Origin of the sequence: Micromonospora sp. GCM10011542 (assembly GCF_042650685.1) — a bacterium.
Taxonomy (GTDB): Bacteria; Actinomycetota; Actinomycetes; order Mycobacteriales; family Micromonosporaceae; genus Micromonospora.
In genome coordinates, this window is sequence record NZ_JBHSBO010000063.1 from 78,091 (window position 1) to 103,319 (window position 25,229).

General features: G+C 74.1%; 21 protein-coding genes. 11 read left to right on the plus strand and 10 right to left on the minus strand.

Annotated elements, in window-relative coordinates; translation table 11 throughout:
- Positions 1-16: 16 nt before the first annotated feature.
- Complete coding sequence (locus ACFOW4_RS27485) at positions 17-3,526, plus strand: SCO7613 C-terminal domain-containing membrane protein (RefSeq protein WP_377533028.1); 3,510 nt, start codon at positions 17-19, stop codon at positions 3,524-3,526.
- Between the two features lie 151 nt (positions 3,527-3,677).
- Positions 3,678-4,730 (plus strand): fatty acid desaturase family protein, encoded by a 1,053-nt coding sequence (locus ACFOW4_RS27490; protein ID WP_377533030.1) that lies wholly within the window; start codon positions 3,678-3,680, stop codon positions 4,728-4,730.
- A gap of 58 nt (positions 4,731-4,788) precedes the next feature.
- On the opposite strand, the gene ACFOW4_RS27495 is transcribed toward ACFOW4_RS27490, so the two are convergent.
- Positions 4,789-5,553: a hypothetical protein gene (locus ACFOW4_RS27495; protein WP_377533032.1), complete on the minus strand. Its 765-nt coding sequence runs from the start codon at positions 5,551-5,553 to the stop codon at positions 4,789-4,791.
- Between the two features lie 241 nt (positions 5,554-5,794).
- On the opposite strand from ACFOW4_RS27495, the gene ACFOW4_RS27500 reads away from it, so the two are divergent.
- Both ACFOW4_RS27500 and ACFOW4_RS27505 read left to right on the plus strand, forming a co-directional pair.
- Complete coding sequence (locus ACFOW4_RS27500) at positions 5,795-6,088, plus strand: 4a-hydroxytetrahydrobiopterin dehydratase (RefSeq protein WP_377533034.1); 294 nt, start codon at positions 5,795-5,797, stop codon at positions 6,086-6,088.
- On the plus strand, positions 6,085-7,236 hold the full coding sequence (locus tag ACFOW4_RS27505; RefSeq protein WP_377533036.1) for an FHA domain-containing protein: 1,152 nt from the start codon (positions 6,085-6,087) through the stop codon (positions 7,234-7,236). The genes ACFOW4_RS27500 and ACFOW4_RS27505 overlap by 4 nt, the downstream gene beginning before the upstream one ends.
- A 60-nt stretch (positions 7,237-7,296) precedes the next feature.
- On the opposite strand, the gene rocD is transcribed toward ACFOW4_RS27505, so the two are convergent.
- The 3 genes from rocD to ACFOW4_RS27520 all read right to left on the minus strand — a co-directional run bounded on the left by rocD (position 7,297) and on the right by ACFOW4_RS27520 (position 10,499).
- A complete protein-coding gene (gene rocD / locus ACFOW4_RS27510) occupies positions 7,297-8,511 on the minus strand; it encodes an ornithine--oxo-acid transaminase (RefSeq protein ID WP_377533167.1) in 1,215 nt (404 codons plus the stop codon).
- Positions 8,511-9,326 (minus strand): dimethylargininase, encoded by an 816-nt coding sequence (gene ddaH, locus ACFOW4_RS27515; RefSeq protein ID WP_377533169.1) that lies wholly within the window; start codon positions 9,324-9,326, stop codon positions 8,511-8,513. Before ddaH ends, rocD begins: the two co-directional genes overlap by 1 nt.
- A gap of 321 nt (positions 9,327-9,647) precedes the next feature.
- On the minus strand, positions 9,648-10,499 hold the full coding sequence (locus ACFOW4_RS27520; protein ID WP_377533037.1) for a thrombospondin: 852 nt from the start codon (positions 10,497-10,499) through the stop codon (positions 9,648-9,650).
- A gap of 197 nt (positions 10,500-10,696) precedes the next feature.
- Here ACFOW4_RS27520 and ACFOW4_RS27525 point away from each other — a divergent pair, with 197 nt between their 5' ends.
- A complete protein-coding gene (locus tag ACFOW4_RS27525; protein ID WP_377533039.1) occupies positions 10,697-11,506 on the plus strand; it encodes an Fpg/Nei family DNA glycosylase in 810 nt (269 codons plus the stop codon).
- 21 nt (positions 11,507-11,527) lie between these two features.
- On the opposite strand, the gene ACFOW4_RS27530 is transcribed toward ACFOW4_RS27525, so the two are convergent.
- On the minus strand, positions 11,528-12,394 hold the full coding sequence (locus ACFOW4_RS27530; protein WP_377533041.1) for an aminoglycoside phosphotransferase family protein: 867 nt from the start codon (positions 12,392-12,394) through the stop codon (positions 11,528-11,530).
- A gap of 152 nt (positions 12,395-12,546) precedes the next feature.
- Between ACFOW4_RS27530 and ACFOW4_RS27535 the strand changes: the two genes are divergently transcribed.
- A complete protein-coding gene (locus ACFOW4_RS27535; protein WP_377533043.1) occupies positions 12,547-13,821 on the plus strand; it encodes an AGE family epimerase/isomerase in 1,275 nt (424 codons plus the stop codon).
- On the opposite strand, the gene ACFOW4_RS27540 is transcribed toward ACFOW4_RS27535, so the two are convergent.
- From ACFOW4_RS27540 to ACFOW4_RS27550, 3 genes are all read right to left on the minus strand, one after another.
- Positions 13,822-14,790 (minus strand): LacI family DNA-binding transcriptional regulator, encoded by a 969-nt coding sequence (locus ACFOW4_RS27540; RefSeq protein ID WP_377533171.1) that lies wholly within the window; start codon positions 14,788-14,790, stop codon positions 13,822-13,824.
- Between the two features lie 62 nt (positions 14,791-14,852).
- Positions 14,853-16,232: an FAD-dependent oxidoreductase gene (locus tag ACFOW4_RS27545; protein ID WP_377533045.1), complete on the minus strand. Its 1,380-nt coding sequence runs from the start codon at positions 16,230-16,232 to the stop codon at positions 14,853-14,855.
- A gap of 23 nt (positions 16,233-16,255) precedes the next feature.
- Complete coding sequence (locus ACFOW4_RS27550) at positions 16,256-17,392, minus strand: glutamate--cysteine ligase (protein ID WP_377533047.1); 1,137 nt, start codon at positions 17,390-17,392, stop codon at positions 16,256-16,258.
- Between the two features lie 251 nt (positions 17,393-17,643).
- Between ACFOW4_RS27550 and ACFOW4_RS27555 the strand changes: the two genes are divergently transcribed.
- From ACFOW4_RS27555 to ACFOW4_RS27570, 4 genes are all read left to right on the plus strand, one after another.
- Positions 17,644-17,937: a DUF6412 domain-containing protein gene (locus ACFOW4_RS27555; protein WP_377533049.1), complete on the plus strand. Its 294-nt coding sequence runs from the start codon at positions 17,644-17,646 to the stop codon at positions 17,935-17,937.
- Positions 17,938-18,035: 98 nt separating this feature from the next.
- Complete coding sequence (locus ACFOW4_RS27560) at positions 18,036-18,779, plus strand: YidC/Oxa1 family membrane protein insertase (protein WP_377533051.1); 744 nt, start codon at positions 18,036-18,038, stop codon at positions 18,777-18,779.
- A gap of 153 nt (positions 18,780-18,932) precedes the next feature.
- Complete coding sequence (locus tag ACFOW4_RS27565) at positions 18,933-20,306, plus strand: chitinase (RefSeq protein ID WP_377533053.1); 1,374 nt, start codon at positions 18,933-18,935, stop codon at positions 20,304-20,306.
- 97 nt (positions 20,307-20,403) lie between these two features.
- Complete coding sequence (locus ACFOW4_RS27570; RefSeq protein ID WP_377533055.1) at positions 20,404-21,966, plus strand: cellulose binding domain-containing protein; 1,563 nt, start codon at positions 20,404-20,406, stop codon at positions 21,964-21,966.
- 69 nt (positions 21,967-22,035) lie between these two features.
- Here the strand turns inward: ACFOW4_RS27570 and ACFOW4_RS27575 are convergent, their stop codons facing one another.
- Together ACFOW4_RS27575 and ACFOW4_RS27580 are read right to left on the minus strand one after the other, a co-directional pair.
- Complete coding sequence (locus ACFOW4_RS27575; protein WP_377533057.1) at positions 22,036-22,707, minus strand: DedA family protein; 672 nt, start codon at positions 22,705-22,707, stop codon at positions 22,036-22,038.
- A 95-nt stretch (positions 22,708-22,802) separates the two neighbouring features.
- Positions 22,803-23,417 carry a DUF1349 domain-containing protein gene (locus ACFOW4_RS27580; RefSeq protein WP_377533059.1) on the minus strand — a complete coding sequence of 205 codons (615 nt, stop codon included), beginning with the start codon at positions 23,415-23,417 and terminating at the stop codon, positions 22,803-22,805.
- Between the two features lie 82 nt (positions 23,418-23,499).
- Here ACFOW4_RS27580 and ACFOW4_RS27585 point away from each other — a divergent pair, with 82 nt between their 5' ends.
- The gene (locus ACFOW4_RS27585) at positions 23,500-25,152 is read left to right on the plus strand and encodes an alpha-amylase family protein (protein ID WP_377533061.1); all 1,653 of its coding nucleotides are present in this window, start codon (positions 23,500-23,502) and stop codon (positions 25,150-25,152) included.
- Positions 25,153-25,229 lie beyond the last annotated feature (77 nt).

Here is a 25,229-nt window from a genome sequence, read left to right on the forward strand (position 1 = left end):
TCTGAATGATGGCCGGGTGGACGACACCGGCTACCCCTGCCCCGCCTGCGGCTCCCCGGCGAGCCTGAGCGTCGGCTGCCCCGGCTGCGGCCGAGCGCCCAACCCCGACGCCGCCGAGGTCATCCGACTCGGTCGGGAGATCGCCCGGCTCGGGCCGGAGGTGGAGCAGGCCCGCCGGACGTACACCGAGTTGGCCGCGCGGTTGGACGCCGGCCAGCGGCGGCGGGCCGAACTGGCCGCACTGGTCCGCGCCGAGGCGGCCGGGCCGGTCCGCGCCGGCGGGGCCGCTTACGCCGGCGAGGCCGTGCCCGTCCGTGCCGAGGCCGTGCCGCCACCCGGCCGACCGCTGCCGTCGGACGGTCCGGTGGCGGGTGTCCCCGGGGTGCCGGCGGGAGGGTCGCCGGCGGCGGGGGGCGCCGAGACCTCGACCCGGACCGTGCAGGGGCTGCTGTTCGTCCTCGGTGGACTGCTGCTGGGCACCGCCGCGGTGGTCTTCACGGCGGTGGCCTGGGCGGCGGTGGGAGTTGGCGGGCGGGCACTGATCCTCGCGGCGGTCACCGCGCTGGCGCTGGCAGCCCCGCTGGTGGCGGCGCGGCGGGGGCTGCGTGGCACCGCCGAGACGTTCGCCGCGGTAGGGCTGCTGCTGGTGGTGCTGGACGGCTACGCCGCCTGGATGGTGGACCTGGCCGGCGTCGCCGGCTGGCCGGGCAGCCGCTATGCCGCGCTGGTCGGGGGGGTCAGCGCGGCGGTCGCGGCCGGGTACGCCCGGTACAGCCGCTTGACCGGTCCGTGGTTCGCCGCGCTGGTGGCCGCACAGCCGGTGCTGCCGCTGCTCGCGGCCGAGGCCCGACCGGGGCCGGACGGCTGGGCGCTGGTCCTGGTCGGGGTGGCGCTGGGCAACCTGGCCGTGCTGGTCGGCTTGCACGACCGGGACGGGCGGCGGCCAGCGGTGCTCGCCGGCCGCGTCCTCGCCTGGACCGGCAACGCCGCCGCGCTGGTCGCCGCGGCCGGCGGTGCCCTGGTGCCGCTGGTGCTCGGGCGGGCCGCCGACTCGCCGCTGCTGGCCGGAGCGCCGCTGCTGCTGGTCGCGCTGACCGGGCTCGGCTCGGCGCTGCTCGCCGGTGGCCAGGTGCTGCGGACGGTGGCCGCCGGGCTGGTGCCGGTGCTCGCCGCCGCGCTGCTGCGACCGGTGGCCGAGCTGCGGCCGTCGCTGCTGCTGCTCGCGTCGGCGACGGTGGCGGTGGTTCTGGCTGGCGCGGTGCGGCTGCTGCCGGCCGGTTGGCGGACCGGCCCGCGCGTCGGATCGCTGCTGGTGGCGGCGGGCGCAGCGCAGGTCGCCGTACTGATCACCGGCGCGTTGGCGGTCGCCGCCGCGGCCCGGTCGGTGCCGCCCTGGCGAGTCGCCGGGCTCGGCCCGGAGCTGGACTGGGGCTGGCAGCTGCCGGTGGCCGTGCCGCTGATCGTCGCCGCGGCGGCGCTGCTGCTGCCCCGGGGGGCGCGTCCGGCGCTCGCGGCGGCCGGCGCGGCGCTGACGCTGCTCGCCGTGCCGGCCGCGTGGCCGGCCGGCTGGCCGGCGGTGCTGGCGGTGGACCTGGTCGGCGCGGCGGTGCTGCTGCTGGCCGTCCGAGCCCGACCGACGGCCCGGCCAGCGGTGCTCGCCGCCGGGGCGCTCGGCGGCGCCGTCCTGCTCGCGCACGGGCTCCTCGTCGGTCTGGCCGCCCCGGCCGGCGCCCTGGCGGCCCTCGGGACGGTCACCGCGCTCGGTCTGGGGCTGGCCACCGCGCGGGTGGCCGGGCCGTACCGGCGGGTGGCCGGCGCCGGCCTGCTGACCGCGCAGCTCGCCCTGCCGGCGGCCGCCGCTGTGGCGCTGTTCGCCGCCGGAGCGCCACCGTGGTGGCAGGCCCGGGCCGCGCTGATCGCCGCCGGGCTTCCGCTGCTCGCGCTCCTCGCGGCGCGTCGCTACCGGACCGACCTGACCGGGTACGCCGCACTCGGCGCCGCCGTCGCCGTGCTGGCGTCGGGGCTGGGAGCCGTGGTGGTGCCCGGCGACGAGCCGGTCCCGCTCTACGCCGCGCTGGCGGCGCTGGGTCTCACGTTCGTCGCCCGCCGCGTCGGCGACCCGGCCCCGCCGCGGGTGGCCGCCGCCGCGCTGGCCGCCGTCACCACGCTGGCCGTGTTGCCGGAGCTGCTGACCGCGCTCATCGCCCCGTACGGTGATTCCGGACGGTTCTGGTCGGGGGTGCCCACGGTCACCGCCGAGCCGGCGGCGCTTCCCGCCGGGCTGGCCCTGGCGGCGCTGGCCCCGGCCGCCGCGCTGGCCGGCCGTTGGTTCCGCCCGCCGGCGCTCGCCGCGCTGCCGTTCGCCGGGGCCGCGCTGCCGGTCCTGCTCCTGGCGGTCGGCGCGCCCTGGCCGCTGCTCCCGGCCGCCACCCTGCTCGCCGGGCTGGCCGCGTTGCTGGTCACCGCCCTGACCGCACCCCGGATCGCGCCGATCGCGGTGCCGGTGGGCACGGTGCTGGCCGTCGCCGGCACGGTGGGGCTGCTCGCCACCCGGGCCGGCACCCTCGCGGCCGAGGGCGTGCTGCTGGTGGCGGCGGTGGCCGTCGGCTTCGGTGCCCGGGCGTTGGAGGTGCGCCTCGCCGGCTGCCTCGCCGCGGTGACGGCGGCGACGGCACTCGCGGTCACCGCCCCGCTGGCCGGCGGACTGCCACGCCAGACGGCGGCGTACCCGGTGCTCCTGGTGGCCGTGCTCGTCCTGGCCGTCGCCGCCGTGACCACCGCGCCACCCACGGTCCCGCCGGGCCCGGGTGCCCCCGGTGCGCCGGGCTCGGGTGCCGCCGGTGCGGCGGGGCCGGTCCGGGTGCGTCTCGGGCGGGTGCTGGACGCGGCGGCGCAGGCGGTGGCCCTGGTCGCGCTCCTGCTGACCCACGACGTCGCCCGACCTGCCGCGACGGTGTGCGTGCTGTGGGGCGCGGCCGTCGGGCTGCGGCTGCTGCGCCGGGGTGAGCCGGCCGGGCGGCGGTGGCTGTTCGCCGGCATCGCCGGCGGCAGCGAGCTGCTCGGGGCGTGGCTGCTGCTGGCCGCCGGCGGGGTGACGCTGGTGGAGGCGTACACCCTGCCGGCGGCCGGGCTCGCCCTCGGCGCGGGTCTGGTGGCGTTGCGGACCCGGCCCGGGCTGACCAGTTGGTCGGCGCTCGGCCCGGGGCTGGCTGCGGCGCTGCTGCCCAGCCTGGTGTCGGTGCTGGCCGCGCCGGAGCCGCAGCCGTGGCGGCGGTTGCTGCTCGGTGCGGCGGCGCTCGGCGCGGTGCTGGTCGGCGCGACCCGTCGCTGGCAGGCGCCGGTGCTGCTCGGCGGGGCCGTGCTGGCGGCGCTGGCCCTGCACGAGGTGGCCCGCGGCTGGGACCTGCTGCCCCGGTGGATCTACCTGGCCGTCGGCGGGCTCGCGCTGATCGGGCTGGCCGCCACCTACGAGCGGCGCCGCCGCGACCTGGCCCGGCTGCGCGCCGCGGTGACCCGACTCGGCTGACGGCCCGTTCCGAGTCGTCGGGCCCGGGGGAGGTAGGGCCTGCCCTACCTCCCATCGGGGGGTAGTCAGGGTTACTCAGCGCAACCGCTGCCGGGAGACTTGGTGACGAGCCCGGCATTCCGGTACGGGTCGGAGCAGAACAGGAGCAGCGATGGCGCTCGGAGCGGTGGCGGACCCGCCGGTACGACGGCGGGGTAGTGACTACGCACAGTTGTCCCGACGGATCAGTGAGGCCGGCCTGCTGGACCGGCGTCCCGGCCGGTATGCCGCCCGCATCGTGCTCACTCTCGGTGTCTTCGTGGCCGGTTGGGTCGCCGTGTTCCTGCTCGGCGACTCCTGGTGGCAGCTGCTGCTCGCGGCCGTGCTGGCGGTGGCCACCACCCAGGTCGCGTTCCTCGGCCACGACGCCGGGCACCGGCAGATGTTCCGTCGGCGCGGTCCCAGCGAAGCCGTGGGCATGATCGCTGGCAACGTGGCGGTCGGCATCAGCTACGGCTGGTGGGTCGACAAGCACAACCGGCACCACGCCAACCCGAACCACGAGGACGAGGACCCGGATGTCGGTGCCGGCGCGCTGGTGTGGACGCAGGAGCAGGCGCTGGAGACCCGCGGGTTCGGCCGCTGGCTGGCCCGGCGGCAGGCGTACCTCTTCTTCCCGATGCTGCTGCTGGAGGGGCTGAGCCTGCACGTCAACAGCATCAAGGCGATCGTCGGCCGGGAGCCGGACGGCCGGTACGCGACCCCGATGCGGCACCGGGTGGTGGAGGCGCTGCTGCTGGTGGCGCACACCGCCGCCTACGTTGGTGTGCTGCTGGTGGCCATGTCGCCGGTGCAGGCGCTGCTCTTCGCCGTGGTGCACCAGGCGCTGTTCGGCCTCTACATGGGCATGTCGTTCGCGCCGAACCACAAGGGCATGCCGATGCCGACCGCCGAGGACGAGCTGGACTTCCTGCGCAAGCAGGTGCTGACCTCGCGCAACGTGCGGGGCGGCCGTCTCGTCGACACCGCGCTGGGCGGGCTCAACTACCAGATCGAGCACCACCTGTTCCCGAACATGCCGCGGGCGAACCTGCGGCGGGCCCAGCCGATCGTGCGGGCGTACTGCGCGGAGCAGGGCATCTCGTACGCCGAGACCGGGCTGGTCGAGTCGTACCGGCAGGCGCTCGCCCACCTGCACGGGGTGGGCCGGCCGCTGCGCGGCTGAACTACCGGAGCACGCAGCGGGGGCGGTGCCGACCGGCACCGCCCCCGCTGCTGTCGGATCAGGCGCCGAACGCCTTGACCAGCTCGGCGGGTGCCTCCTGGGTCTCGCCTGCCGGCGGCGGGGTCACCTTCACCGCGGTGCCGAAGTCCGAGTAGGTCGAGGTCATCGTGCCCAGCGCCGCCTGGATCACGCTGGTGTCGATGGCGAACTCGACGAGCCGCCCCTCGGCGTCGGTCTTCGCGGTGAACGGCACGGCCTTGGCCTTGTCGCCCAGCGCCTGGATGTCCTTGTCGGAGCTGAGCGTGCGGGTGTAGTCCATGGTGCCGGCGAAGGCGCCCTCGCCGGTCTTCCGCACGTCGACCACGCTCTTGATCATCTTCTGGGCGCCGCCCGGGTCGCCGTCGGGCATCAGGTTGAGCTGCCCGCTGGCACCGAGCTTGGTGGCGTCCATATGCATCCACTTGTCCGGCAGGCCGGTCAGGCCGGTCACCTTGAGGTACGCGTCGTCGCCGGCCATCAGGATGCGGAACTTGCCCTGCGCGCCCATGGTGAGCGTCATGTCGCCGCTCTTCTTGGCCGGGTCCAGCACCCCGCCACCGCTGAGCACCGCCGAATCGATCTTGATTCGTACGCTCTGCTGGTTGAGCTTCTGGGCGGCGGCGGTCAGTTCACCGAGCGCGTCGGCCGGGGCGCTGGCCGCCGCGCTGGCGCTGCCGTTGGCGGCCGGAGCGTCGGCTCCCGTCTTGGTGCCGCACCCGGTCAGGCCGAGCCCGAGCGCGGCGACGAGTGCGACCCCCGTGGTCGCCAGCCGTCGTGTCTGCATCGTGGGTACTCCTCGTGAAGGGTGGGCCGAGGACGACGTCAGTCGATCTTCGGCCGGGCCGCAGGCCAGCCTAGCGGGCCGGCTCCACAGCCGCGCGTCGATGCCCGACGCGGGGGCGCCGGCTGCGGACCGGCCGGCGACGCAGCGGTACGGCTCCATGCCCGCCGGATCGGGTCCGCTCGGGCCGACACCCGGCCACCGCTGATCGGTGCCGCCCGGGCGGCCCCGGTAGGGTCGCAGCATGGCAGACCTGCTCACCGCGGAGGCGGTGCGAGACGAGCTGGGCGGGCTGACGGGCTGGTCGGGCGACGGTACCGGGATCAGCCGTACGGTGGAGCTGAGCAGCTTCCCGGCGGCCATCGCGGTGGTGGACCGGGTGGCCGAGACGGCCGAGGACCTCGACCACCACCCCGACATCGACATCCGCTGGCGGACGCTGACCTTCCGGTGCGTCACCCACTCGGCCGGTGGCGTGACCCACCGCGACATCGGCCTGGCCCGCCGGATCGACGAGATCATCCGGAGTGCCCGATGAGGTTCGAGATCAGCAAGGTACTGGACGCCATCGAGGGCCGGGTCTGCACCGACCCGTCGCTGGCCCGGGCCGTCCTCGACCTGGCCGAGGTGATCCGCTACCAGGACATCGACGGCGGCCGTCCGGCCAGCCTGCTCCGGCTCGGCATGGTCATCGACGCGCTCTCCCGGGAGTTGGAGGAGGACAGCGTCCAGGTCTACGCGGTGGTGCACCGCGCGCTGCTCTCCGACGCCGACCTCACCTCCAACGAGCGGATGGTGGTCCGGCGCTGGGCCGACGACGGGCTGGTGGAGGTGCTCGACAACCCGGGCGACCGGATGCTGGAGGTCGCCGACCTGCTGGGCCTGCCGGTGCTCACCCGGGTCCGCTTCGACGGGTTGCGCGGGCGGTTCCCGTGGCTGGTCGAGCAGCCCGGTCGGGTGCTCGCCCCGGTGCCCGGCGCGGGCGGCCCGGTGTTCATCGCGCACGTCGGGGGTGGCCACGCTCCGGTCGCCGGCACCCGCTCGGCCGTCGGCGTGAAGCTGCTGGCCCGCGAGTGGCGCTGCCCCGAGTCGAGCTGCGCGCTGTTCGGCGGCGCCGGGGGTGGCGGCGCCTTCGCCGACCTCGCCGCGGTGCAGCGCAGCCCGGCCGCGCAACCGCCGCCCACCCTGCGCGGCGGCGTGCCGACCTGCCCCCGGCACGGCTCGCGCCTCGGCGACGTGGGCCCGCGCCCGCGCAGCGAGGTGCTGGCGGTCCGGGTCGGCGGGCTGGTCCGGCGGCGATTCGTCCTGACCGAGGAGCAGCCGCTGGTGGCCGGCCGGGCTCCGGAGCAGGACGGCGGGATCATGCTCGGGCAGTGGCTCAACGACGAGGCCCGGCGGTGGATCAGCCGCGGTCACGTCCGGTTCGAGCTGCGGGTCGGCGAGGTGATCGTGACCGACGTGAGCACCAACGGCTCCGGCATCCGCCCGGGTGGCTCGATGGCCGAGGCGGACCGGATCCCCCTGGCCCCGCAGCAGTCCCGGGTCCTGGCCGAGAACGACATGATCGAGCTCTACCCCGGCGTCCAGATCGGCCGCGCCGAGGAACTGCCCAGCGGCGCCACGTTCACCCCCGCCTCGGTGATGGCCGAGGCGCCCACCATGGCCATGCGCCTGCCCCGTCCCTGACGTGGAAGGGCGGGCGCCGGGACCCGTGGTCCCGACGCCCGCCCTTCGAGGCAGGTCGGCTCAGCCGGCCAGCACGGCGGCGAGCTGGGCCACCGCGTGGTCGATCTCCTCCTCGGTGATGACCAGGGGCGGAGCCAGGCGGATGGTGGAGCCGTGGGTGTCCTTGGCGAGCACCCCACGCGCCATCAGGCGCTCACACGCCTCGCGGCCGGTCATCAGCGCCGGGTCGATGTCCAGGCCGGCCCAGAGGCCGCGCACCCGCACCGCCACCAGGCCCTTGCCGATCAGCCCCTCCAGGCCGGCGCGCAGGCGCTCGCCCAGCTCGGCCGAGCGGCGCTGGAACTCGCCGGTCGCCAGCAGCCGGACGACCTCGATCGCCACCGCGCAGGCCAGCGGGTTGCCGCCGAACGTGGAGCCGTGCTGACCGGGCTTGAGCACGCCGAGCACGTCGGCGTTCGCGGCCACCGCGGAGACCGGCACGATGCCGCCGCCGAGCGCCTTGCCCAGCAGGTACATGTCCGGCACCACGCCCTCGTGGTCGCAGGCGAAGGTGGTGCCGGTCCGGCCCAGGCCGGACTGGATCTCGTCGGCGATGAAGAGCACGTTGCGCTCGGTGCAGACCTGGCGGACGCCCGGGAGGTAACCCTCCGGCGGCACCACCACGCCCTGCTCGCCCTGGATCGGCTCGAGCAGCACGGCCACGGTGTTCTCGTCGATCGCGGCGGCCAGCGCGTCCAGGTCGCCGTAGGGCACCACGGTGAAGCCCGGGGTGTACGGCCCGAAGTCGGCGCGGGCGTCCTCGTCGGTGGAGAAGCTCACGATGGTGGTGGTCCGGCCGTGGAAGTTGCCCTCGGCCACCACGATGTTCGCCTGACCGGCCGGTACGCCCTTGACCTGGTAGCCCCACTTGCGGGCCACCTTGATCCCGGTCTCCACCGCCTCGGCGCCGGTGTTCATCGGCAGCACCAGATCCTTGCCGCACAGCTCGGCCAGCTCGCGGCAGAAGTCGGCGAACTGGTCGTGGATGAACGCTCGGCTGGTCAGCGTGAGCCGATCGAGCTGGGCGTGCGCGGCGGCGATCAGCTGCGGGTGCCGGTGGCCGAAGTTGAGCGCGGAGTAGCCAGCCAGGCAGTCCAGGTAGCGGCGGCCGTCCACGTCGGTCACCCAGGCGCCCTCGGCGGACGCGACCACCACCGGCAGCGGGTGGTAGTTGTGCGCCGTCCAGCGCTCCGCGTCGCGGACCGCTCCCGGCGTCCGCAGCATGTCGTCGACGATCACTTTGTTGCCTTTCCCTGACGGAGTCGCAGCGTGCAGCACTTCGGTCCGCCGCCGGCCTTACGCAGCTCGGACAGGTCGACACCGATGGTCTCGTAGCCTCGGTCGCGCAGCTTGGCGGCCAGGTCGGTGGCCTGCGCGGGCAGCACCACGTGCCGCCCGTCGCTGACCGCGTTGAGCCCCAGCACCTCGGCGTCGGCCATGGTGGCGTGCACGGCGTCGGGGAAGAGCCGACGCAGCACGGCCTGGCTGCCGGGGGAGAACGCCTCGGGCAGGTACGCCACGGTCTGCTCGTCGAGCACGGTCAGCGCGGTGTCCAGGTGGTAGAAGCGCGGGTCGACCAGCTGCATGGTGACCACCGGGTAGCCGAAGACCTCCTGCAACTGGGCGTGCGAGGCGTGCGCGGTGCGGAAGCCGGTGCCGGCCAGCAGGTGGTCGCCGGCGAGCAGGACGTCGCCCTCGCCCTCGTTGACGTGCTTGGGGTCGTACATCTCGAAGCCGGCGGCCTCGAACCAGGCCCGGTAGGCCGGAGCCTCGTCGGCGCGCTGCGGGTCGCGGAACTGCACCGCCATCGCCTTGCCGTCGATCACGGTGCCGCCGTTGGCGGCGAAGACCATGTCGGGCAGGCCGTGCACCGGAGCGATCTCCTCGACGGTGTGGCCCAGGTCGCGGTAGGTCTGGCGCAGCTGCTCCCACTGCCGGACGGCCAGCGCGGCGTCCACCGGCGCGGTCGGGTCCATCCACGGGTTGATCGCGTAGTCGACGGCGAAGTACGTCGGCCGGCACATCAGAAAGCGCTGGCTGCGGGCGTCCATCGTCATTTGTCCTGCTCCCAGGGGTCGGGCGCGCCCCGGCCACCTTCGGCCCACGGGGCTGGCGCCGTTTCTCAACGGTATGCGGCGCCAGTGGCAGGATCCACCGCTGAGAGTTGCGCGGACCGAACATTCGTTGCGTGTGAGCGATCAGGGACCACGATTTGTTGCGTCAGCGTCGCTCGGACCCCGGAAACACTTCAGGGGCGGCGAACCGCCGCCCCTGAAAGGGTGTCGCCCGGCCGGTGAACCACCGGACTGGTCGGGCTGGCCGGCGAACCGCCGGCATCGCCGGCGCATCGTCGGCGAGCGGGACAGTGCCCGCTAGAAGCGATCGACAAACTGTGAGTCGAGCCACTCGCGGAACCGCTGCACCCAGTCGCCGTCGGTGGTCGGCCAGTCGAACTGGCCGGTCATCGCCAGCACACCGAGCACCACCGCGGCCAGGCCGAGCAGGATGCCCAGCAGGGCGTCGGTCTTGCCGGCGATGTGCCGGCGACGGGTGGCCATCAGGCCGAGCACCGAGAGCACCGCGCCGACCGCGCCGAGCCCGATGCCGTATCCGGCGAGGGTGCCGGTGAGCACGAAGAGCGCCCCGGCGACGGCGACCACCAGGCCGAGGGTCGCGAGCATGCTGGCCCGGGGCTTGGGCCCGACTGGTGCGCGCTCGGTGACCTCGTCCTCCCGCCGCACGCCGTCGCTGGTCAGGTCGTCGTTCCGCTCTGCCGCCCGGCCGTGGTCCCGGTCGAGCAGCGTGCCCCGGCCGGTCCGGTCCCGGTCCGGGCCGTCGCTCCGGCCGGCGGTGATCGCGGCGTCCCGGTCCAGGTCGACGGCGGCGCCGCGGTCGACGGTCCGCTCCAGCGTCGGGTCCGGGTCACCGGCCACCGGGCGCTTGATCGCGGCGGCGCGGGCCACCGCGGCCCGCTCGGCCGCCCGGCGCTCGGCCTCGCCGGCCTGGTCGCCGGTCGCCGCGCTGCTGCGGTACGTCGTCTGGTCGGCGTCCCGGTCGGTGACCACCGGCCGGGTGATGTCGCCGTCTTCGGACCGGCCCGCGCCGGTCTCCGTGGAGCCGTCCCGGCCGGTGGCGGCCGGAGTGTCGCGACCGTCGATCCGGCCGTCGAGGTTCTCGTCCCGCGTCGGCTCCGACCGGCGGGACAGCGAAGGAATCTTGACCACAACACACCTCCAGTTGAATGCGTGGTGGCCGATGAAGCAGGGTGGCACCCACGCGGTACCTCCCAGAGATACCCACCTGGGCGTTTCCCGACACCATTCCCGGGTACGGTTCGGCCGGCGGTGCCGTGATCACGTCATCCGAGGTCGTACGGCGGCCACCCGACACTCCCACGTACCGCTGGCTACGCTTGGTGGTCGTGCCAGAGGGACACACCATTCATCGCCTGGCGGCTCGGCACGCCGAGCTGTTCGCCGGGGAGAAGCTGCACGCCGTGAGCCCGCAGGGCCGCTTCGCCGAGGGCGCGGCCCGGATCTCCGGCACCGTGCTGGAGGACACCGAGGCGTACGGCAAGCACCTGCTGCACCACTATGCCGGCGAGCTGACCCTGCACGTGCACCTCGGGCTGTACGGGAAGTTCACCGACGGGCCGGGGGAGCCGCCGGATCCGGTCGGCCAGCTGCGCCTGCGGCTGGCCAGCGACCGGCACTGGCTGGACCTGCGCGGGCCGACCGCCTGCGAGCTGCTCACCCCGCCCGAGGTGGATGCGCTGCGGGCCCGCCTCGGGCCGGACCCGTTGCGCGCGGACGCCGATCCCGAGCGGGCGTACGCCCGGATCTCGCGCAGCCCGACGCCGCTCGCGGCCCTGCTGCTGGACCAGTCGGTGGTGGCCGGCACCGGGCTGATCTTCGTGGTCGAGGCGCTGTTCCGGGCCGGGTTGCCGCCGAGGATGCCGGGCCGGCGGCTGACCCGGGCCGGCTGGGACGCGCTCTGGGCCGACCTGGTCGAGCTGATGACGGTCGCCGTCGAGCGTGGCCGGATCGACACGGTCCGGGCCGCGCACCTGCCGGAGGCGATGGGCCGTGCGCCGCGGGTGGACCGGCACGGCGGCGAGGTGTACGTCTACCGCCGCCCCGGCGGGCCCTGCCACGTCTGTGGCACCGAGGTCAGCCGCGGCGAGCTGGCCGGCCGCAACCTCTACTGGTGCCGCACCTGCCAGGCGGGCTGACCGGCCGTCGGCCGTGCCCGCTCACTCCAGACCGAGCAGCCAGCGGACCACCTCGATCTGGTGGGGGAACACGCCGTCCTCGGCGACGCTCCAGGCCAGGGTCTGCCCGATAGTCCAGCCCCGGACCCGCTCGCGGTCGAGGCCCAGGTCGGCGCTGAGCCGGTCCAGCCGGTAGCGGACGGCGGCCGGCGAGTGGCCCAGCTCGCGGCCGCGGACCAGCGGCACCACCGAGAACTCCCGCTCGCCGGTCAGCGGCTTGGGGTCGATCACCAGCCACGGTTCCCGGCCGGCGGAGAGCACGTTGCCGGCGTGCAGGTCCTGGTTGACCAGCACCTGCTCGCCCTGACCCACCGTGAGGTCGGCGAGTTGGCCGAGGGCCGCGTCGAGCAGCCGCCGCTCGTACGGCCGGCCGGCCCGCTCCCAGGCGCCGGGCATCCGCTCCGCCCAGCCGGCGGCCTCCTCGGCGAGCGGGGTGAACGTCGCGCCGGCCGGGCGCCAGAGGCGGGGGAGCAGCGCGGTCACCGTGTCCAGCGCGCGATCCGCCGGAAGGGTGTGCAGCGGGGCGCCGGGCTGGCAGCGCTCCACCAGCAGCGCCCGGCGCGGCCGATCGTGGGCGAGCAGCCGGACCGCGCCGTCGCCGGCCCAGTGCGCCAGCGCGTCGGCCTCGTGGCTGCTCTCCCGGTCCGGGAACTGGAGCTTGAGCACCGCCGCCGTCCCGTCCGCCAGCTCGGCCGGGAGTGCCAGGGATGCGTGGGCGTACGGGAAGGGCGGCCCGAGCCGTAGCGACCAGAGCTGGGCGCACTCGTCCAGCCGGCGGGGCAGCTCGGCCAGCCAGTCTCGCCCGTCGGGCGTTCCGCGCACCCACGCCATCTCGTCGGGGATCTCCACCCCGCCATCGTGGCCCGGAGGGTGTCGCCGCGCCGGTTCGGGTGTCCGTCGCCCGTTCCCGGGCGTCGGCCTGGTCGCGGGCCGCATCCTGTTCGGTATGGTCAGCGACGACTACAAGATCGCCATCGCGGCGGGATCGGTGAAGGGCTGAGATGACCGAGGCGTCCCCATCCGCGCAGGAACCCACCCCCGCCGCGCCTCGGGCACCCGACCTGCCCGACCTGCCCGACCTGGACGGCTTCCTGGCCGAGCAGGCTCGCACGCTTGTCGACACCGCCCGCCGCGCGGTCCGCCCCGAGGGCGGCTTCTGGTGGCTGACCGAGGACGGCACGCCGGACTGCGGTGAGCCGCTGCACACCTGGATCACCTGCCGGATGACGCACGTCCTGGCGCTCGCCGCCCGGCACGGCGATCCGGACGCCGCCGCCCTGGTCGACCACGGGGTCGCCGCGCTCACCGGCCTGCTGCGGGACGCGGAGTACGGCGGCTGGTTCGGCGCGGTCGACGAGCAGGGCGACCCGACCGACGAACGCAAGGCCGGCTACGCGCACGCGTTCGTGCTGCTCGCCGCGTCCAGCGCGGCGCGGGCCGGTCGACCCGGCGCGGACCGGCTGCTCGACGAGGCGCTGACCGTGGTGCGGGACCGGTTCTGGGACGACGACGCCGGCGGGGTCCGCGAATCCTGGAACCGGGACTGGTCGGAGACCGAGGACTACCGGGGCGCGAACAGCAGCATGCACATGGTCGAGGCGTTCCTCGCGGCCGCCGCGGCCACCGGGGACCCGAGCTGGACCGAGCGGGCCCTGCGGATCAGCACCCACCTGGTGCACTCCGAGGGCGCCCGGCACGACTGGCGGCTGCCCGAGCACTTCACCGCCGACTGGACGCCCCGGCCCGACTACAACCGGGACCGGCCCGCGGACCCGTTCCGGCCGTACGGCTCCACCATCGGCCACTGGCTGGAGTGGGCCCGGCTGCTGCTGGAGCTGGAGGCGGTCCGGCCCGACCCGCCGGGGTGGCTGCTGGCCGACGCCCGTGCCCTGTTCGCCGCCGCCATCCGGCGGGGCTGGGCGGTCGACGGTGCCGACGGCTTCGTCTACACCATCGACTGGGACGACCGGCCGGTGGTCCGGTCCCGGATGCACTGGGTGGTGGCCGAGGCCATCGGGGCGGCGGTCACCCTGCACCGGCGCACCGGGGCGGCGGTCTACGCCGAGTGGGAGCGGGTCTTCTGGGCGTACGCCGGCCGGTACCTGATCGACGCCACGGGCTGGCGGCACGAACTGGACGCCGAGAACCGGCCGGCCGGCACGGTGTGGCACGGCCGGCCGGACGTCTACCACGCGTACCAGGCGGTGCTGCTGTCCCAGTCGGCCGGTGGGCTGGGCGGCCCCGGTCCGCTGGCCCCCGGTGCGGGCGGCGCGTAGTCAGCCGCCCAGACCGCGGTGCAGCAACCAGGTGGGGAGCAGGGTGGTCGACGGGCCGGACTGGTCGCCGGCGATCCGCTGGAACAGTCGTTCGGTGGCCACCCGGGCCAGCTCCCTGGAGTCGTAGCCGATGACGGTCAGCGGCCGGGGCATCAGGTGGGCCAGCTCGAAGTCGTCGAAGCCCACCAGCGCCGCGGTACTGCCCCGGCGGTGCAACTCCTGGAGCGCGCCGACGGTGAGCCGGTTGTTGCCGCAGAAGAAGGCGGTGGGCGGGTCGGGCAGGTCGAGCAGCGCGGCGGCCGCCCGCTCGGCCTCCTCCGGCGAGGTGATGCCGTCGCGCAGCAGCGCCTCGTCCCGCACCCCGGCGCCGGCCAGCTCCGCCCGCGCGCCGGCCAACCGCTCCCGCATGGTGTACGTCCTCAGCGGCCCGAGCAGGAGGGCGATCCGGCGGTGTCCCGCGTCCAGCAGCGCCCGGATGCCCGCCCGGCTGCCACCCTGGTTGTCCAGCAGCACCGCGTCCGCCAGCAGCCGCTCCGGGGGGCGGTCCAGGAACACCACCGGCATGCCCAGCTCCACCTCGCGGCGCAGGAACGAGTGGTCGTCGCCGGCGGGCACCACCAGCAGCCCGTCGACCCGCCGCTGGGTGAGGTCCGCGAGCAGGGCGCGCTCGCGCGCCGGGTCCTCCTCGGACGAGGCGGTGATCAACAGCGTCCGGTGCACGGCGGCCACCTCGGCAGCGACGCTGGCGAGGGTGGCGTAGAACGGGTTGGCGATCTCCTCGATGAGCAGGCCGATGGTGGCGCTCACCTGACCCGAGCGCAGGTTGCGGGCGATGTCGTTGCGCCGGAAGCCCAGCTCGGCGATGGCCGCCAGCACCCGGTCGACCAGTTCCCGCCCCACCGGCTCGTCGTTGACCACCCGGGACACCGTCTTCAGGCTGACGCCCGCGTGGCGGGCCACGTCCACCATGGTGGGGCGGCGGCGGGTGGTTGGCCGGGCTGGCGTCACCAGCGAGTCCTTCACGAGGGGGGTCAGCGGCCGACGGCGGTGAGCACGTCCACGGCCTTGCGGGCGGCGATCAGCACCGGATCCCAGACCGGCGCGTACGGCGGAGCGTAGCCCAGATCGAGCTGGGTCATCTCGTCCACCGTCATGCCGTTCCACAGTGCCACGGCCAGCGCGTCGATCCGTTTGGCGGCCTCGGACCAGCCGACGATCTGCGCGCCCAGCAGCCGCCCGCTGGGCCGTTCGGCGATCAGTTTGACGCTCATCGGGCGGGAACCGGGGTAGTAGCCGGCCCGGTTGGTCGACTCGGCGATCACCGAGACGAACTCGAAGCCCGCCGCGGTGGCGTCCCGCTCGCGCAGGCCCGTCCGGCCCACCTCCAGCTCGCAGACCTTGGTCACGGCGGTGCCGATCACGCCGGTGAACGTGGCGTACCCGCCACCGATGTTGATCCCGGCCACCCGGCCCTGCTTGTTGGCGTGCGTGCCCAGCGGCACGTGCACCGGCAACCCGCTGACCCGGTGCAGCGTCTCCACGCAGTCGCCGGCCGCCCAGACCCCGGGCAGGCCCGGCACCCGCATCCGCCGGTCCACCCGGATCCCGCCGGTCGGGCCGAGCGGCAGCCCGCCCGCCTCGGCGAGCGCGGTGTTGGGGCGTACCCCCAGACCCAGGACCACGACGTCGGTGGGGATCGGCCCCTCGGCCGTGACGACCGCGGACACCCGGCCGTCGCGCTGTTCCAGGTCGGTAACCGCGAGGCCGGTACGGATGTGGATGCCCAGCCCCTTCATGGCGTCGGCGACCAGCTCGGCCATGTCAGCGTCCACCGTCGACATGGGCTGGTCGGCCTGCTCGATGAGGGTGACGGAGAGGCCGCGTTGGATCAGCGCCTCGGCGATCTCGACCCCGATGTAGCCGCCGCCGACCACCACGGCCCGATGCGGCCGTGGCTCGGCCACCAGCCAGTCGCGCAGCGCCGCCCCGTCGTCGAGGGTCTGCATGCCGAACACGCCGTCGGCGTCGGTGTGCGCCCACTGCGGCTTCACCGGCACCGCGCCGGCGGCGTACATCAGCTCGTCGAAGCGCTCGCGGACCTCGCCGCCGCCCTCCAGGTCCCGGGCGACCACCTCGCGGCGTTCCAGGTCGATGGCGGTCACCTCGTGCCGCATCCGCACGTCGATGGCGTACTCGCTGCGGAACGTCTCGGGCTCGCGGGCGATGAGCTGCTCGGGTTCGGGCACCAGGCCGCTGATCCAGTACGGGATGCCGCAGGCCGAGTAGGAGGTGAAGTGCCCGCGTTCGAAGGCGACGATGTCCAGATCGTCGCGACCCCGCCGGCGTCGGGCCTGGGACGCCGTCGACATGCCGGCGGCGTCTCCACCGATGACGATCAGTCGTTGCGCCACGGCATCATCCTGTCACGCGGTGATCAGCCGCGGGTCTGTCGCGCCACGTCCTGCACCACGTCGGCGAGCCGACCGGTGCGGGCGAACACCGCGCGTTGCCGCGCGGCGCCGGTGCCGTGCCGGCGCAGCCCGCCGAGCAGGTCGGTCACCTCGGCCCAGTCGCCGTGCTGCTCCAGCGCCGGCCGCAGCCGGTCGACGAACTCGTCCAGCAGCTCCCAGGTCGGGCGCAGTTCGCCGGTGGTCACGTCCACGCCGTCGCCCTCCAGGCCGTCGTGCGCGGCCCGCCAGTGTGCGCCGACCAGCAGGTGGTGGTCGGTCCGCAGGGCCGGACGGCCGGCGCGAACCTCGTCCATCGCGGTGGCCACCAAAGCCCGGACCAGGGCGGCGACCAGCACCGCGTCGTCCACCGACGGGCAGACGTCGCCGATCCGCAGCTCCACCGTCGGGTACTTCGCCGACAGGCGGGCGTACCAGTAGAGCATCCCCTCGTCGAGCATCACCCCGCTGGCGATGAGCTGGCGGATCAGCCGCTGGTAGTGCTCGTGCGACTCCAGCCACGGCGTCGGCGCCACCGACGGCCAGCGCTCCCACTCGACCGAGCGCCAACTGGCGTAGCCGGTGTCCTCACCCCGGGCGAACGGGGAGTTGGTGGTCACCGCGTGCAGCAGTGGCAGCCAGGGCCGGACGTGGTTGAGCACCTGCACTCCGGTCTCCGGGTCGGGCACCCCGACGTGCACGTGCATGCCGTTGTTGCCCGGACCGGGCACCAGCAGCCGGAACCGCTCGACCATCCGGTCGAAGCGCGGCTTGTCCACCACCGGCGGAACCGGACCGTCCACCGGGCCGGTGCCGATGGCGAGCAGCCGTACGCCGGCCCGCTCGGCCGCGTCGGCGAGCGCGGTGCGCAGCACGCCGAGGGAGTGCCGGATCGAGGAGAGTTCCAGGCCGGGTGGGCTGCCGATCTCGATCTGGCTGGTCTGGAACTCCCGTTCCACCTGCCCGCGCAGCTCGGCCGGCACCTGCTCCAGGACCAGGTCGACGGCGGGTACCGCGGCCCCGGTGTGCGGGTCGACGAGGAGGAACTCCTCCTCGACACCCACCGTGAGCAGGTCCACCGCCTCGGCCGTACCGCTGGGGGCCTCCGCCACCTGGCCGGTCATCGCCACCACCGTCCGTTCCTGCCGGTCGCGGGCCATCCGCGCCGGTCGGTCGCCTGGTTACCCACAGTGGCGATGGCGGGAAACGTGGCACCGGCGCGTCGGCCCGCGTGTCGCCCGGCCACCGCGCGCCGCCCTCGGCGCGCCTCGCGATCTCGCCGCGCCGGTCGTACCCGGGCATCGCGGGCCGCCGGATCCGGGTCGGTCGCCGCGATCGGGCCGGCCGGCGTGACACCGGGTCCTAGGCTGACCCCGTGCAGGTACCGCTGGGGTTCGTCTGGGGCGCGTGGGCGTACGCGCTCGCCCAGCTCACCCTGCTCTCCGAGCGCCCGGCCGACCTGCTCGCCGGCGCGGCGCTGACCGCCCTGCTTCTGCTCACCGCGCTGCTCGCCGCGCGGGTGGTCGCCCACTCGGGCGGGCCGGGCGCCGCCCGGCGCTGGGCCGGGCTGCGGGCACGGGCCCGCAGCCGTCGGGTACCCCGGCAGGTCGACCCGGACGCCGCCGGGCGGCCCCGCCCGCGTGCGCCCGGGCACCCCTCGGCCGCGTAGCGCCGCGCCGCCACGCGGCCGATCCCGTCGTCATCGGTCCCACCCGGCGTGTGCCGCCGGAGGGAGGACCGCACCGGAATCGGACCGAGGGGTCACCCATGCTCGCCTTCGCACCACTGCACGACGCGGTCGGCGCCGCCGGCACCGCGCTCTCCTGGCTCACCACCCTGCTCGAACCGCTGACCGGCGGCGCCGCGACGGCCGCCGCCATCGTGCTGCTCACCGTCGCCGTCCGGCTGCTGATCTCGCCGCTCACCGTCGCCCAGGTGCGCGGGGAACGGCGCCGCGCGGCGCTCGCCCCGCAGGTGCGTGAGCTTCAGCGGCAGCACGCCGACGACCCGGCGAAGCTCCAGAGCGAGATTTTCGCGCTGTACCGCTTCGCCGGCGCCAACCCGGTCACCGGCTGCCTGCCGCTGCTGATCCAGGCGCCGTTCCTGCTGGTGCTGTACCGGCTCTTCAGCACCGACGAGGGCGGCACCGGGCTGCTCGACGAGCGGCTGGCCGGAGTGCCGCTGGGACACCATCTCGCCGACGGGCTGACCGGGATGGCCGGCCCGCTCTTCGCTGTCCTGCTGGCCGTGCTGCTGGTGCTGGCCTGGTGGTCCTCGCGGCGGGCCCGTCGGGCGTCGACCGCGGTCGGCACGGTGGCCGGTACGCCCACCGAGGGTCCGGGCGCCGCCACCCTCGGCCGGCTGCTGCCGCTCCTGCCGTACACGACGGTGCTGGTGGCGCTGGTGCTGCCGCTGGCCGCGGTGATCTACCTGGTGGCCGCGACCGCCTGGTCGGCGCTGGAGCAGGCGGTGCTGCGCCGGCCGCAGGCGGCACCGGCGAGCACCGGCTAGATCGACAGGTCCGCCTGTCGGGCCCCCGTCGCGCGCTCCGCGCGGCGGGGGCCCATTCATGTGCGTCGACCCCTGGACAGAAACAGTTAACTGTCTTAATAATTAGCGGCAACGTTGACGTCCATGGATGCCCATCCGGGTGTGGAGGGTCGCATGAAGCGTTCCAGAGCCCTTGTCCTGTCCCTGGTCGCCGCCCTCGCCGCGACGCTCGGCGCGGCCTGGGTGGCACTGCCGGCCTTCGCCGCCGGGGCCACGGCGAGCTTCGTCAAGACCTCCGACTGGGGTTCCGGCTGGGAGGGGAAGTACACGATCACCAACGGAGGCGGCTACACCATCAACGGCTGGAGCCTCTCCTTCGACCTGCCGGCCGGCAGCACCCTCGGCAGCTACTGGGACGCGCTGCTCAGCTCCTCCGGCCAGCGGCACACCTTCACCAACCGGTCCTGGAACGGCAGCATCGCCCCCGGCGCCTCGGTCTCCTTCGGCTTCCTGGCCAGCGGCTCCGGCTCGCCGACCGGCTGCCAGCTCAACGGCGCGCCCTGCGGCGGCGGCACCACCCCGACCACCCCGCCGCCGACCACCCCGCCCCCCACCACTCCGCCACCGACGAACCCGCCGCCCACCGGAGGGCTGCCGAAGCACCTGCTCACCGGCTACTGGCACAACTTCGACAACCCTGCCGTCGAGCTACGACTGCGCGACGTCCCCGCCGAGTACGACGTGGTGGCGGTCGCCTTCGCCGAGGCCACGGCGACGCCCGGTGCGCTCACCTTCGGCGTCGACCCCGGGCTGGCCGCCGCGTTGGGCGGCTACACCGATGCGGACTTCACCGCCGACGTACGGACCCTGCACGGCCGGGGCAAGAAGGTGATCCTCTCCGTCGGTGGCGAGGCCGGCCGGGTCGCCGTCAACGACGCCGCCAGCGCCACCGCCTTCACCGACACGGCCGCCGCGCTGATCGCGCGTTACGGCTTCGACGGGATCGACATCGACCTGGAGAACGGGCTCAACCCGACGTACATGGCGCAGGCGCTGCGCGCGCTACGGGCCAGGGTCGGCGCGGGCCTGATCATCGCGATGGCGCCCCAGACCATCGACATGCAGTCGCCGACCAGCGGCTACTTCAAGCTGGCCCTGGACATCAAGGACATCCTCACCGTCGTCAACACCCAGTACTACAACTCCGGCGCGATGCTCGGCTGCGACCAGAACGCCGCGTACGCCCAGGGCACGGTGAACTTCATCGTCGCGCTGGCCTGCATCCAACTGGAGGCCGGTCTCCGTCCCGACCAGGTCGGCCTCGGCCTGCCCGCCGGCCCGGGCGCGGCCGGCGGCGGCATCGTCGCGCCCAGCGTGGTCACCGCCGCGCTGGACTGCCTGGCCGGGGGCACCAACTGCGGCAGCTTCCGGCCGCCGCGCACCTACCCGGGCATCCGGGGCGCGATGACCTGGTCGGTGAACTGGGACGTCAGCAACGGCAACGGCTTCGCCCGCACCCTCGCCCCGCACCTGGACACCCTGCCCTGACCCCGGTGCCCGCCGGGCGCCGGCATTCCCCGTCCGCGCGGCGCCCCCGCGCCGCGCGGACGGAATCCCCCACCACACCGGTCCCTGGAGGCCACCCGTGAAACTCCGCTCCCCCCGCGCGGCCACGTTCGCCGTCGCGCTGGCCGCCGCCCTGGTCGCGGCCACCCTCGTGGCGCCGCCAGCCGCGTCCGCCGCCACCGCCGCCTTCGTCCGCACCTCCAGCTGGAGCAGCGGGTACGAGGCCAGGTTCACCGTCACCAACGACACCGCCTCGACGATCACCTCGTGGAACGTCCAGTTCGACCTGCCGGCCGGCAGCACGGTCGGCTCGGCCTGGGACGCGCTGGTCAGCTCCGCCGGGCAGCACGTCACCGCCCGCAACCAGTCGTGGAACGGCACGCTCGCGGCGGGGGCGAGCACCTCGTTCGGCTTCATCGTCAGCGGCACCGGTGACCCGACCGGCTGCACCGTCAACGGCGCGCCCTGCGCCGGCGGCCCGACCACCCCGCCGGGCGCTCCGGCCACCCCGGGCGGCCTGCGGGTCACCGGCAGCACCACGTCGGCGGTCTCACTGGCCTGGAACGCGGTCGGTGGCACCGTGACCGGCTACCGGGTGTACGAGGGCTCCACCGTGCGGGCCACCGTGACCGGCACCTCGGCCACCATCTCCGGGCTGGCCGCCTGCTCGGCGCACAGCTACACCGTCGCCGCGTACAACTCGGCCGGCGAGTCGGCACGCTCGGCCGCGGTCCCGGCCAGCACCACCGGCTGCACCGGTGGTGGCGGCTCGATGGCGGTGGCGCCCTACCTCTACCCGGGCTGGGGTGACCCGCCGGCGCCCGGAACCGTCATGTCGGCGACCGGGGTCAAGTGGTTCACCATCGCGTTCCTGCTCTCCGGCGGCGGCTGCACCCCGGCCTGGGACGGCTCCGGCCCGCTCACCGGCGGCGCGCACGCCAGCACCATCGCGGCGATCCGGGCGGCCGGCGGCGACGTGATCCCGTCCATCGGCGGCTGGAGCGGCAACAAGCTCGGGCCGAACTGCTCCTCGGCGAGTGCCCTCGCGGGCGCCTACCAGCAGGTGATCGACGCGTTCGGGCTGAAGGCGATCGACATCGACATCGAGAACAGCGACGAGTTCGAGAACGAGGTGGTCCAGGACCGGATCCTCGGCGCGCTGAAGATCGTCAAGCAGAACAACCCGGGGCTGAAGACCATCGTCACCTTCGGGACCTCGACCACCGGACCGAACTACTGGGGCACCCGGCTGATCAACCAGGCCGCCGCCCTCGGCGCGAACATCGACACGTTCACCATCATGCCGTTCGACTTCGGCGGCGGCGCGAACATGTACCAGAGCACGGTCAACGCGGCGGAGGGGCTGAAGAACGCGCTGAAGACCGCCTTCGGCTGGTCCGACGCGACGGCGTACGCGCACATGGGGATCTCCGGGATGAACGGTCTCTCCGACCAGCAGGAGCTGACCTCGCCGGCCACCTGGACCCAGATCCGGGACTGGGCCAGGGCCCGCAACCTGTCCCGCTTCACCTTCTGGTCGGTCAACCGGGACCGGCCCTGCCCGGGCGGTGGCGTGGTCTCCAACTGCTCCGGCATCGCGCAGAACACCTGGGAGTTCACCTCGATCACCGCGCAGTACTGAAAGGAAGGGCCCCCTGTTAACGCCTACGGTAGAGAAGGGAACCCCTCTCACCCGTACCTCTGCCGCGGGTCAGCGGCCGGCGGTCACCGACTGCCGGTCGCGCCGCGCGCGGCGTTTCCGGACCTTCTTGACCACCCAGCTCACGATCATGAAGGCGAAGATCGCGAAGATCGCGTAGTTGAACCAGCTGCTGTACCGATCGACCTCCTGCCACCGTGAACCGAGGGCGAAGCCGAGCCCGACGATGACGGTGTTCCACACGCCGCTGCCCAGCGTGGTGAGCAGCACGAACTCGCCCAGCGGCATCCGGTTCGCCCCGGCCGGCACCGACACCAGGCTGCGTACCACCGGCACCACCCGGCCGATCAGCACCGCCCACCGGCCGTGGCGCTCGAACCAGCGGTCGGCCTTCTCCAGGTCGCTCCGGTCGACCAGCGGGATGTGGTCCAGCCAGCGCTTGAGCCGCTCCTCGCCGAGCGCCGCGCCCAGCCAGTAGAGCACCAGGGCGCCGACCAGCGAGCCGACGGTCGCGGCGAGCACGACGAGCACCACGTTGAACCGGCCCTCGGCGGAGAGGTAGCCGGCCATCGCCAGCACGACCTCGCTGGGGATCGGCGGGATGATGCTCTCCAACGCCACCAGCAGCGCCACGCCGAGCGGCCCCATCGCCTCGATGACGTCCGCCACCCAGCCGGTCAACCCGGTGAACTGCGACGGGTCGACGTTCTGGGCGAGCGCCATTGGTCGTCCTTTCACAGGTGCCGGGGATCCAACGGTGATACCCCGGAACGCCCGACCCACACCTGCGGGTGAGCCGGGCCACGCTGATCCGGCGGTCAGTGGTCCGGATGCACCGCGGTGTCGGCCGGCCCCTGCCGCCAGCCGCTGAACCGGACGGCGAGCCCGGCCCGCAGCGGCGCGCAGCAGAACGGGCCGGCCGTGGCCTCGGCCTGCGGGTCCAGCGGGGCGAGGCGGACCAGCCGCCACGGCTCGTCGTCCACCCGGGCCCGGACGGTCAGCGCGTCCCCGGCCCGGCTGACCCGCACGGTCACCTCCCGCCCCGCCCACTGCGGGACCGGCGCCAGCGACCAGTCGGAGAACTCCCGGGTCACCACCGCGCCGAGTGAGAGCTCACCGTCGCTTAGCTCGACGCCGGTCTTCACCCAGGTGCGCTCGTCCACCCGGACCAGTACGCCGGCCTGGTCGAACTGCCCGGTGAGGTCGAGGGTGAAGCTCACCTCCATGGCGGTGCCGACCGGCAACGGCGCGAGCAGGGCCGGGCCGTTGTCGTGCACGAAGCCGTAGCTTGTCCGCCGCCAGAAGTCGCTCTCCGCCGCCGGCTCGACCACCAGCTCGCCCGTCGGCCCCTCCTCGGCGCGCACCGGCGGGTGCAGCCAGACGCCCCGGGCCCAGTCCAACGGTTCACTCGGGGGCACCAGTCCGTTTTCCATGATCGGCACCGTACCCCCGGATGGGCCCGGCCGTGCGTCGCCCGGGTTTGCCATGGTGATCGACCGGAGATGTTCCTTCGACATGGGTGAGCGTTGGTACTCCGAAGCCGTTGTCTACTGCCTCGACGTCGACACGTACGCCGACTCCGACGGCGACGGGATCGGTGACTTCCGTGGTCTGATCGGGCGGCTGGACTATCTGGCGCGGCTGGGGGTGACCTGCCTCTGGCTGAACCCGATCCACCCGTCGCCCAACAAGGACGACGGGTACGACGCGACCGACTTCTACGCCGTCGATCCGCGACTCGGGACCCTCGGCGACTTCGCCGAGCTGCTGCACCAGGCGCAGAACCGGGGCATCCGGGTGATCATCGACCTGGTGGTGAACCACACCTCCGACCAGCACCCCTGGTTCCAGTCGGCCCGCTCCTCGCCGGACTCGCCGTACCGCGACTGGTACGTCTGGTCCGACACCGAGCCGGACGACCGGCACCAGGGCATGGTCTTCCCGGGTGAGCAGCACGAGACGTGGAGCTACGACCGGACCGCCAAGGCCTGGTACTACCACCGCTTCTACCGGTTCCAGCCGGACCTCAACGTGAACAACCCGAAGGTCCGCGAGGAGATCAAGAAGATCACCTCGTTCTGGCTCCAGCTCGGCGTCTCCGGCTTCCGGATGGACGCGGTGCCGTTCATCATCGAGCAGACCGAACCGGGCAACCCGAACTCGCCGAAGGACTTCGAGTTCCTCACCGAGCTGCGCCAGCACGTGCAGTGGCGCCGCGGCGACGCCGTCCTGCTGGCCGAGGCGAACGTCGAGCCGGACCAGCTACCGGTCTACTTCGGCGACGGCGGCGGGTCGAGCAACCGCATCCACATGCTCTTCGACTTCATGCTCAACGGCCGGCTCATGCTCGCCCTCGCCCGGGAGGACCCGGAGGCGATCATCGACGCGCTGCGGGACACCCCGAAGCTGCCCGCGGGCGCCCAGTGGGCGACCTTCCTGCGCAACCACGACGAGATCGACCTCTCCCGGCTCACCGTCGACCAGCGCAACGACGTGCTGGCGAAGTTCGGCCCGAGCGAGGAGATGCAGCTCTACGGTCGGGGCATCCGTCGTCGACTCGCCCCCATGCTGGGCAACGACCGCCGGCACATCGAGCTGGCGTACGCCCTGCAGTTCTCGCTGCGCGGCACGCCGGTGATGCGCTACGGCGAGGAGATCGGCATGGGCGAGGATCTGTCGCTGCGGGGGCGCGACGCCATCCGTACCCCGATGCAGTGGTCGTACCAGCCCAACGGCGGCTTCTCCACCGCGGAGCCGGAGAAGCTGGTACGGCCGGTCATCGACAAGGGCGAGTTCGGCTACGACCGGGTCAACGTGACCGCCCAGCGCAAGGACCCACGGTCCCTGCTCGGCTGGTTCGAGCGGATGATCCGCACGCTGCGGGAGGCACCGGAGATCGGCTCCGGCACGACCGTCCACATCGACGTGCCGATGCCGCCCGGGGTGCTCGCCCACCGGGCCGACGGTCCCACCGGCACGATGGTCTTCCTGCACAACCTGGGCACCGAGGACGTCGAGGTGGACCTGAGCACCCTCGAAGCGGAGGCCGACCTGCCGATCGACGTGCTCACCGACCGGGGCTACGACGAGGTGGGCAAACTGGACCGGCTCAAGCTCTCCGGTCACGGCTACCGCTGGATCCGTCTCTGCCGGGCACCGGCAGTCTGACCACCGCCCGTGCGGTTCTTCGCCGCACGCGTGTCGTCCGGCCGACCCGAGGCCGGCCGGACGACACGCGGTCACGC

Coding starts and splice junctions, on each gene's coding strand:
- ACFOW4_RS27490 (WP_377533030.1), top strand. CDS start 3,678: ATGGCGCTCGGAGCGGTGGCGGACCCGCCGGTACGACGGCGGGGTAGT.
- ACFOW4_RS27495 (WP_377533032.1), bottom strand. CDS start 5,553: ATGCAGACACGACGGCTGGCGACCACGGGGGTCGCACTCGTCGCCGCG.
- ACFOW4_RS27500 (WP_377533034.1), top strand. CDS start 5,795: ATGGCAGACCTGCTCACCGCGGAGGCGGTGCGAGACGAGCTGGGCGGG.
- ACFOW4_RS27505 (WP_377533036.1), top strand. CDS start 6,085: ATGAGGTTCGAGATCAGCAAGGTACTGGACGCCATCGAGGGCCGGGTC.
- ddaH (WP_377533169.1), bottom strand. CDS start 9,326: ATGGACGCCCGCAGCCAGCGCTTTCTGATGTGCCGGCCGACGTACTTC.
- ACFOW4_RS27535 (WP_377533043.1), top strand. CDS start 12,547: ATGACCGAGGCGTCCCCATCCGCGCAGGAACCCACCCCCGCCGCGCCT.
- ACFOW4_RS27540 (WP_377533171.1), bottom strand. CDS start 14,790: ATGGTGGACGTGGCCCGCCACGCGGGCGTCAGCCTGAAGACGGTGTCC.
- ACFOW4_RS27550 (WP_377533047.1), bottom strand. CDS start 17,392: ATGACCGGCCAGGTGGCGGAGGCCCCCAGCGGTACGGCCGAGGCGGTG.
- ACFOW4_RS27560 (WP_377533051.1), top strand. CDS start 18,036: ATGCTCGCCTTCGCACCACTGCACGACGCGGTCGGCGCCGCCGGCACC.
- ACFOW4_RS27565 (WP_377533053.1), top strand. CDS start 18,933: ATGAAGCGTTCCAGAGCCCTTGTCCTGTCCCTGGTCGCCGCCCTCGCC.
- ACFOW4_RS27575 (WP_377533057.1), bottom strand. CDS start 22,707: ATGGCGCTCGCCCAGAACGTCGACCCGTCGCAGTTCACCGGGTTGACC.
- ACFOW4_RS27580 (WP_377533059.1), bottom strand. CDS start 23,417: ATGGAAAACGGACTGGTGCCCCCGAGTGAACCGTTGGACTGGGCCCGG.
- ACFOW4_RS27585 (WP_377533061.1), top strand. CDS start 23,500: ATGGGTGAGCGTTGGTACTCCGAAGCCGTTGTCTACTGCCTCGACGTC.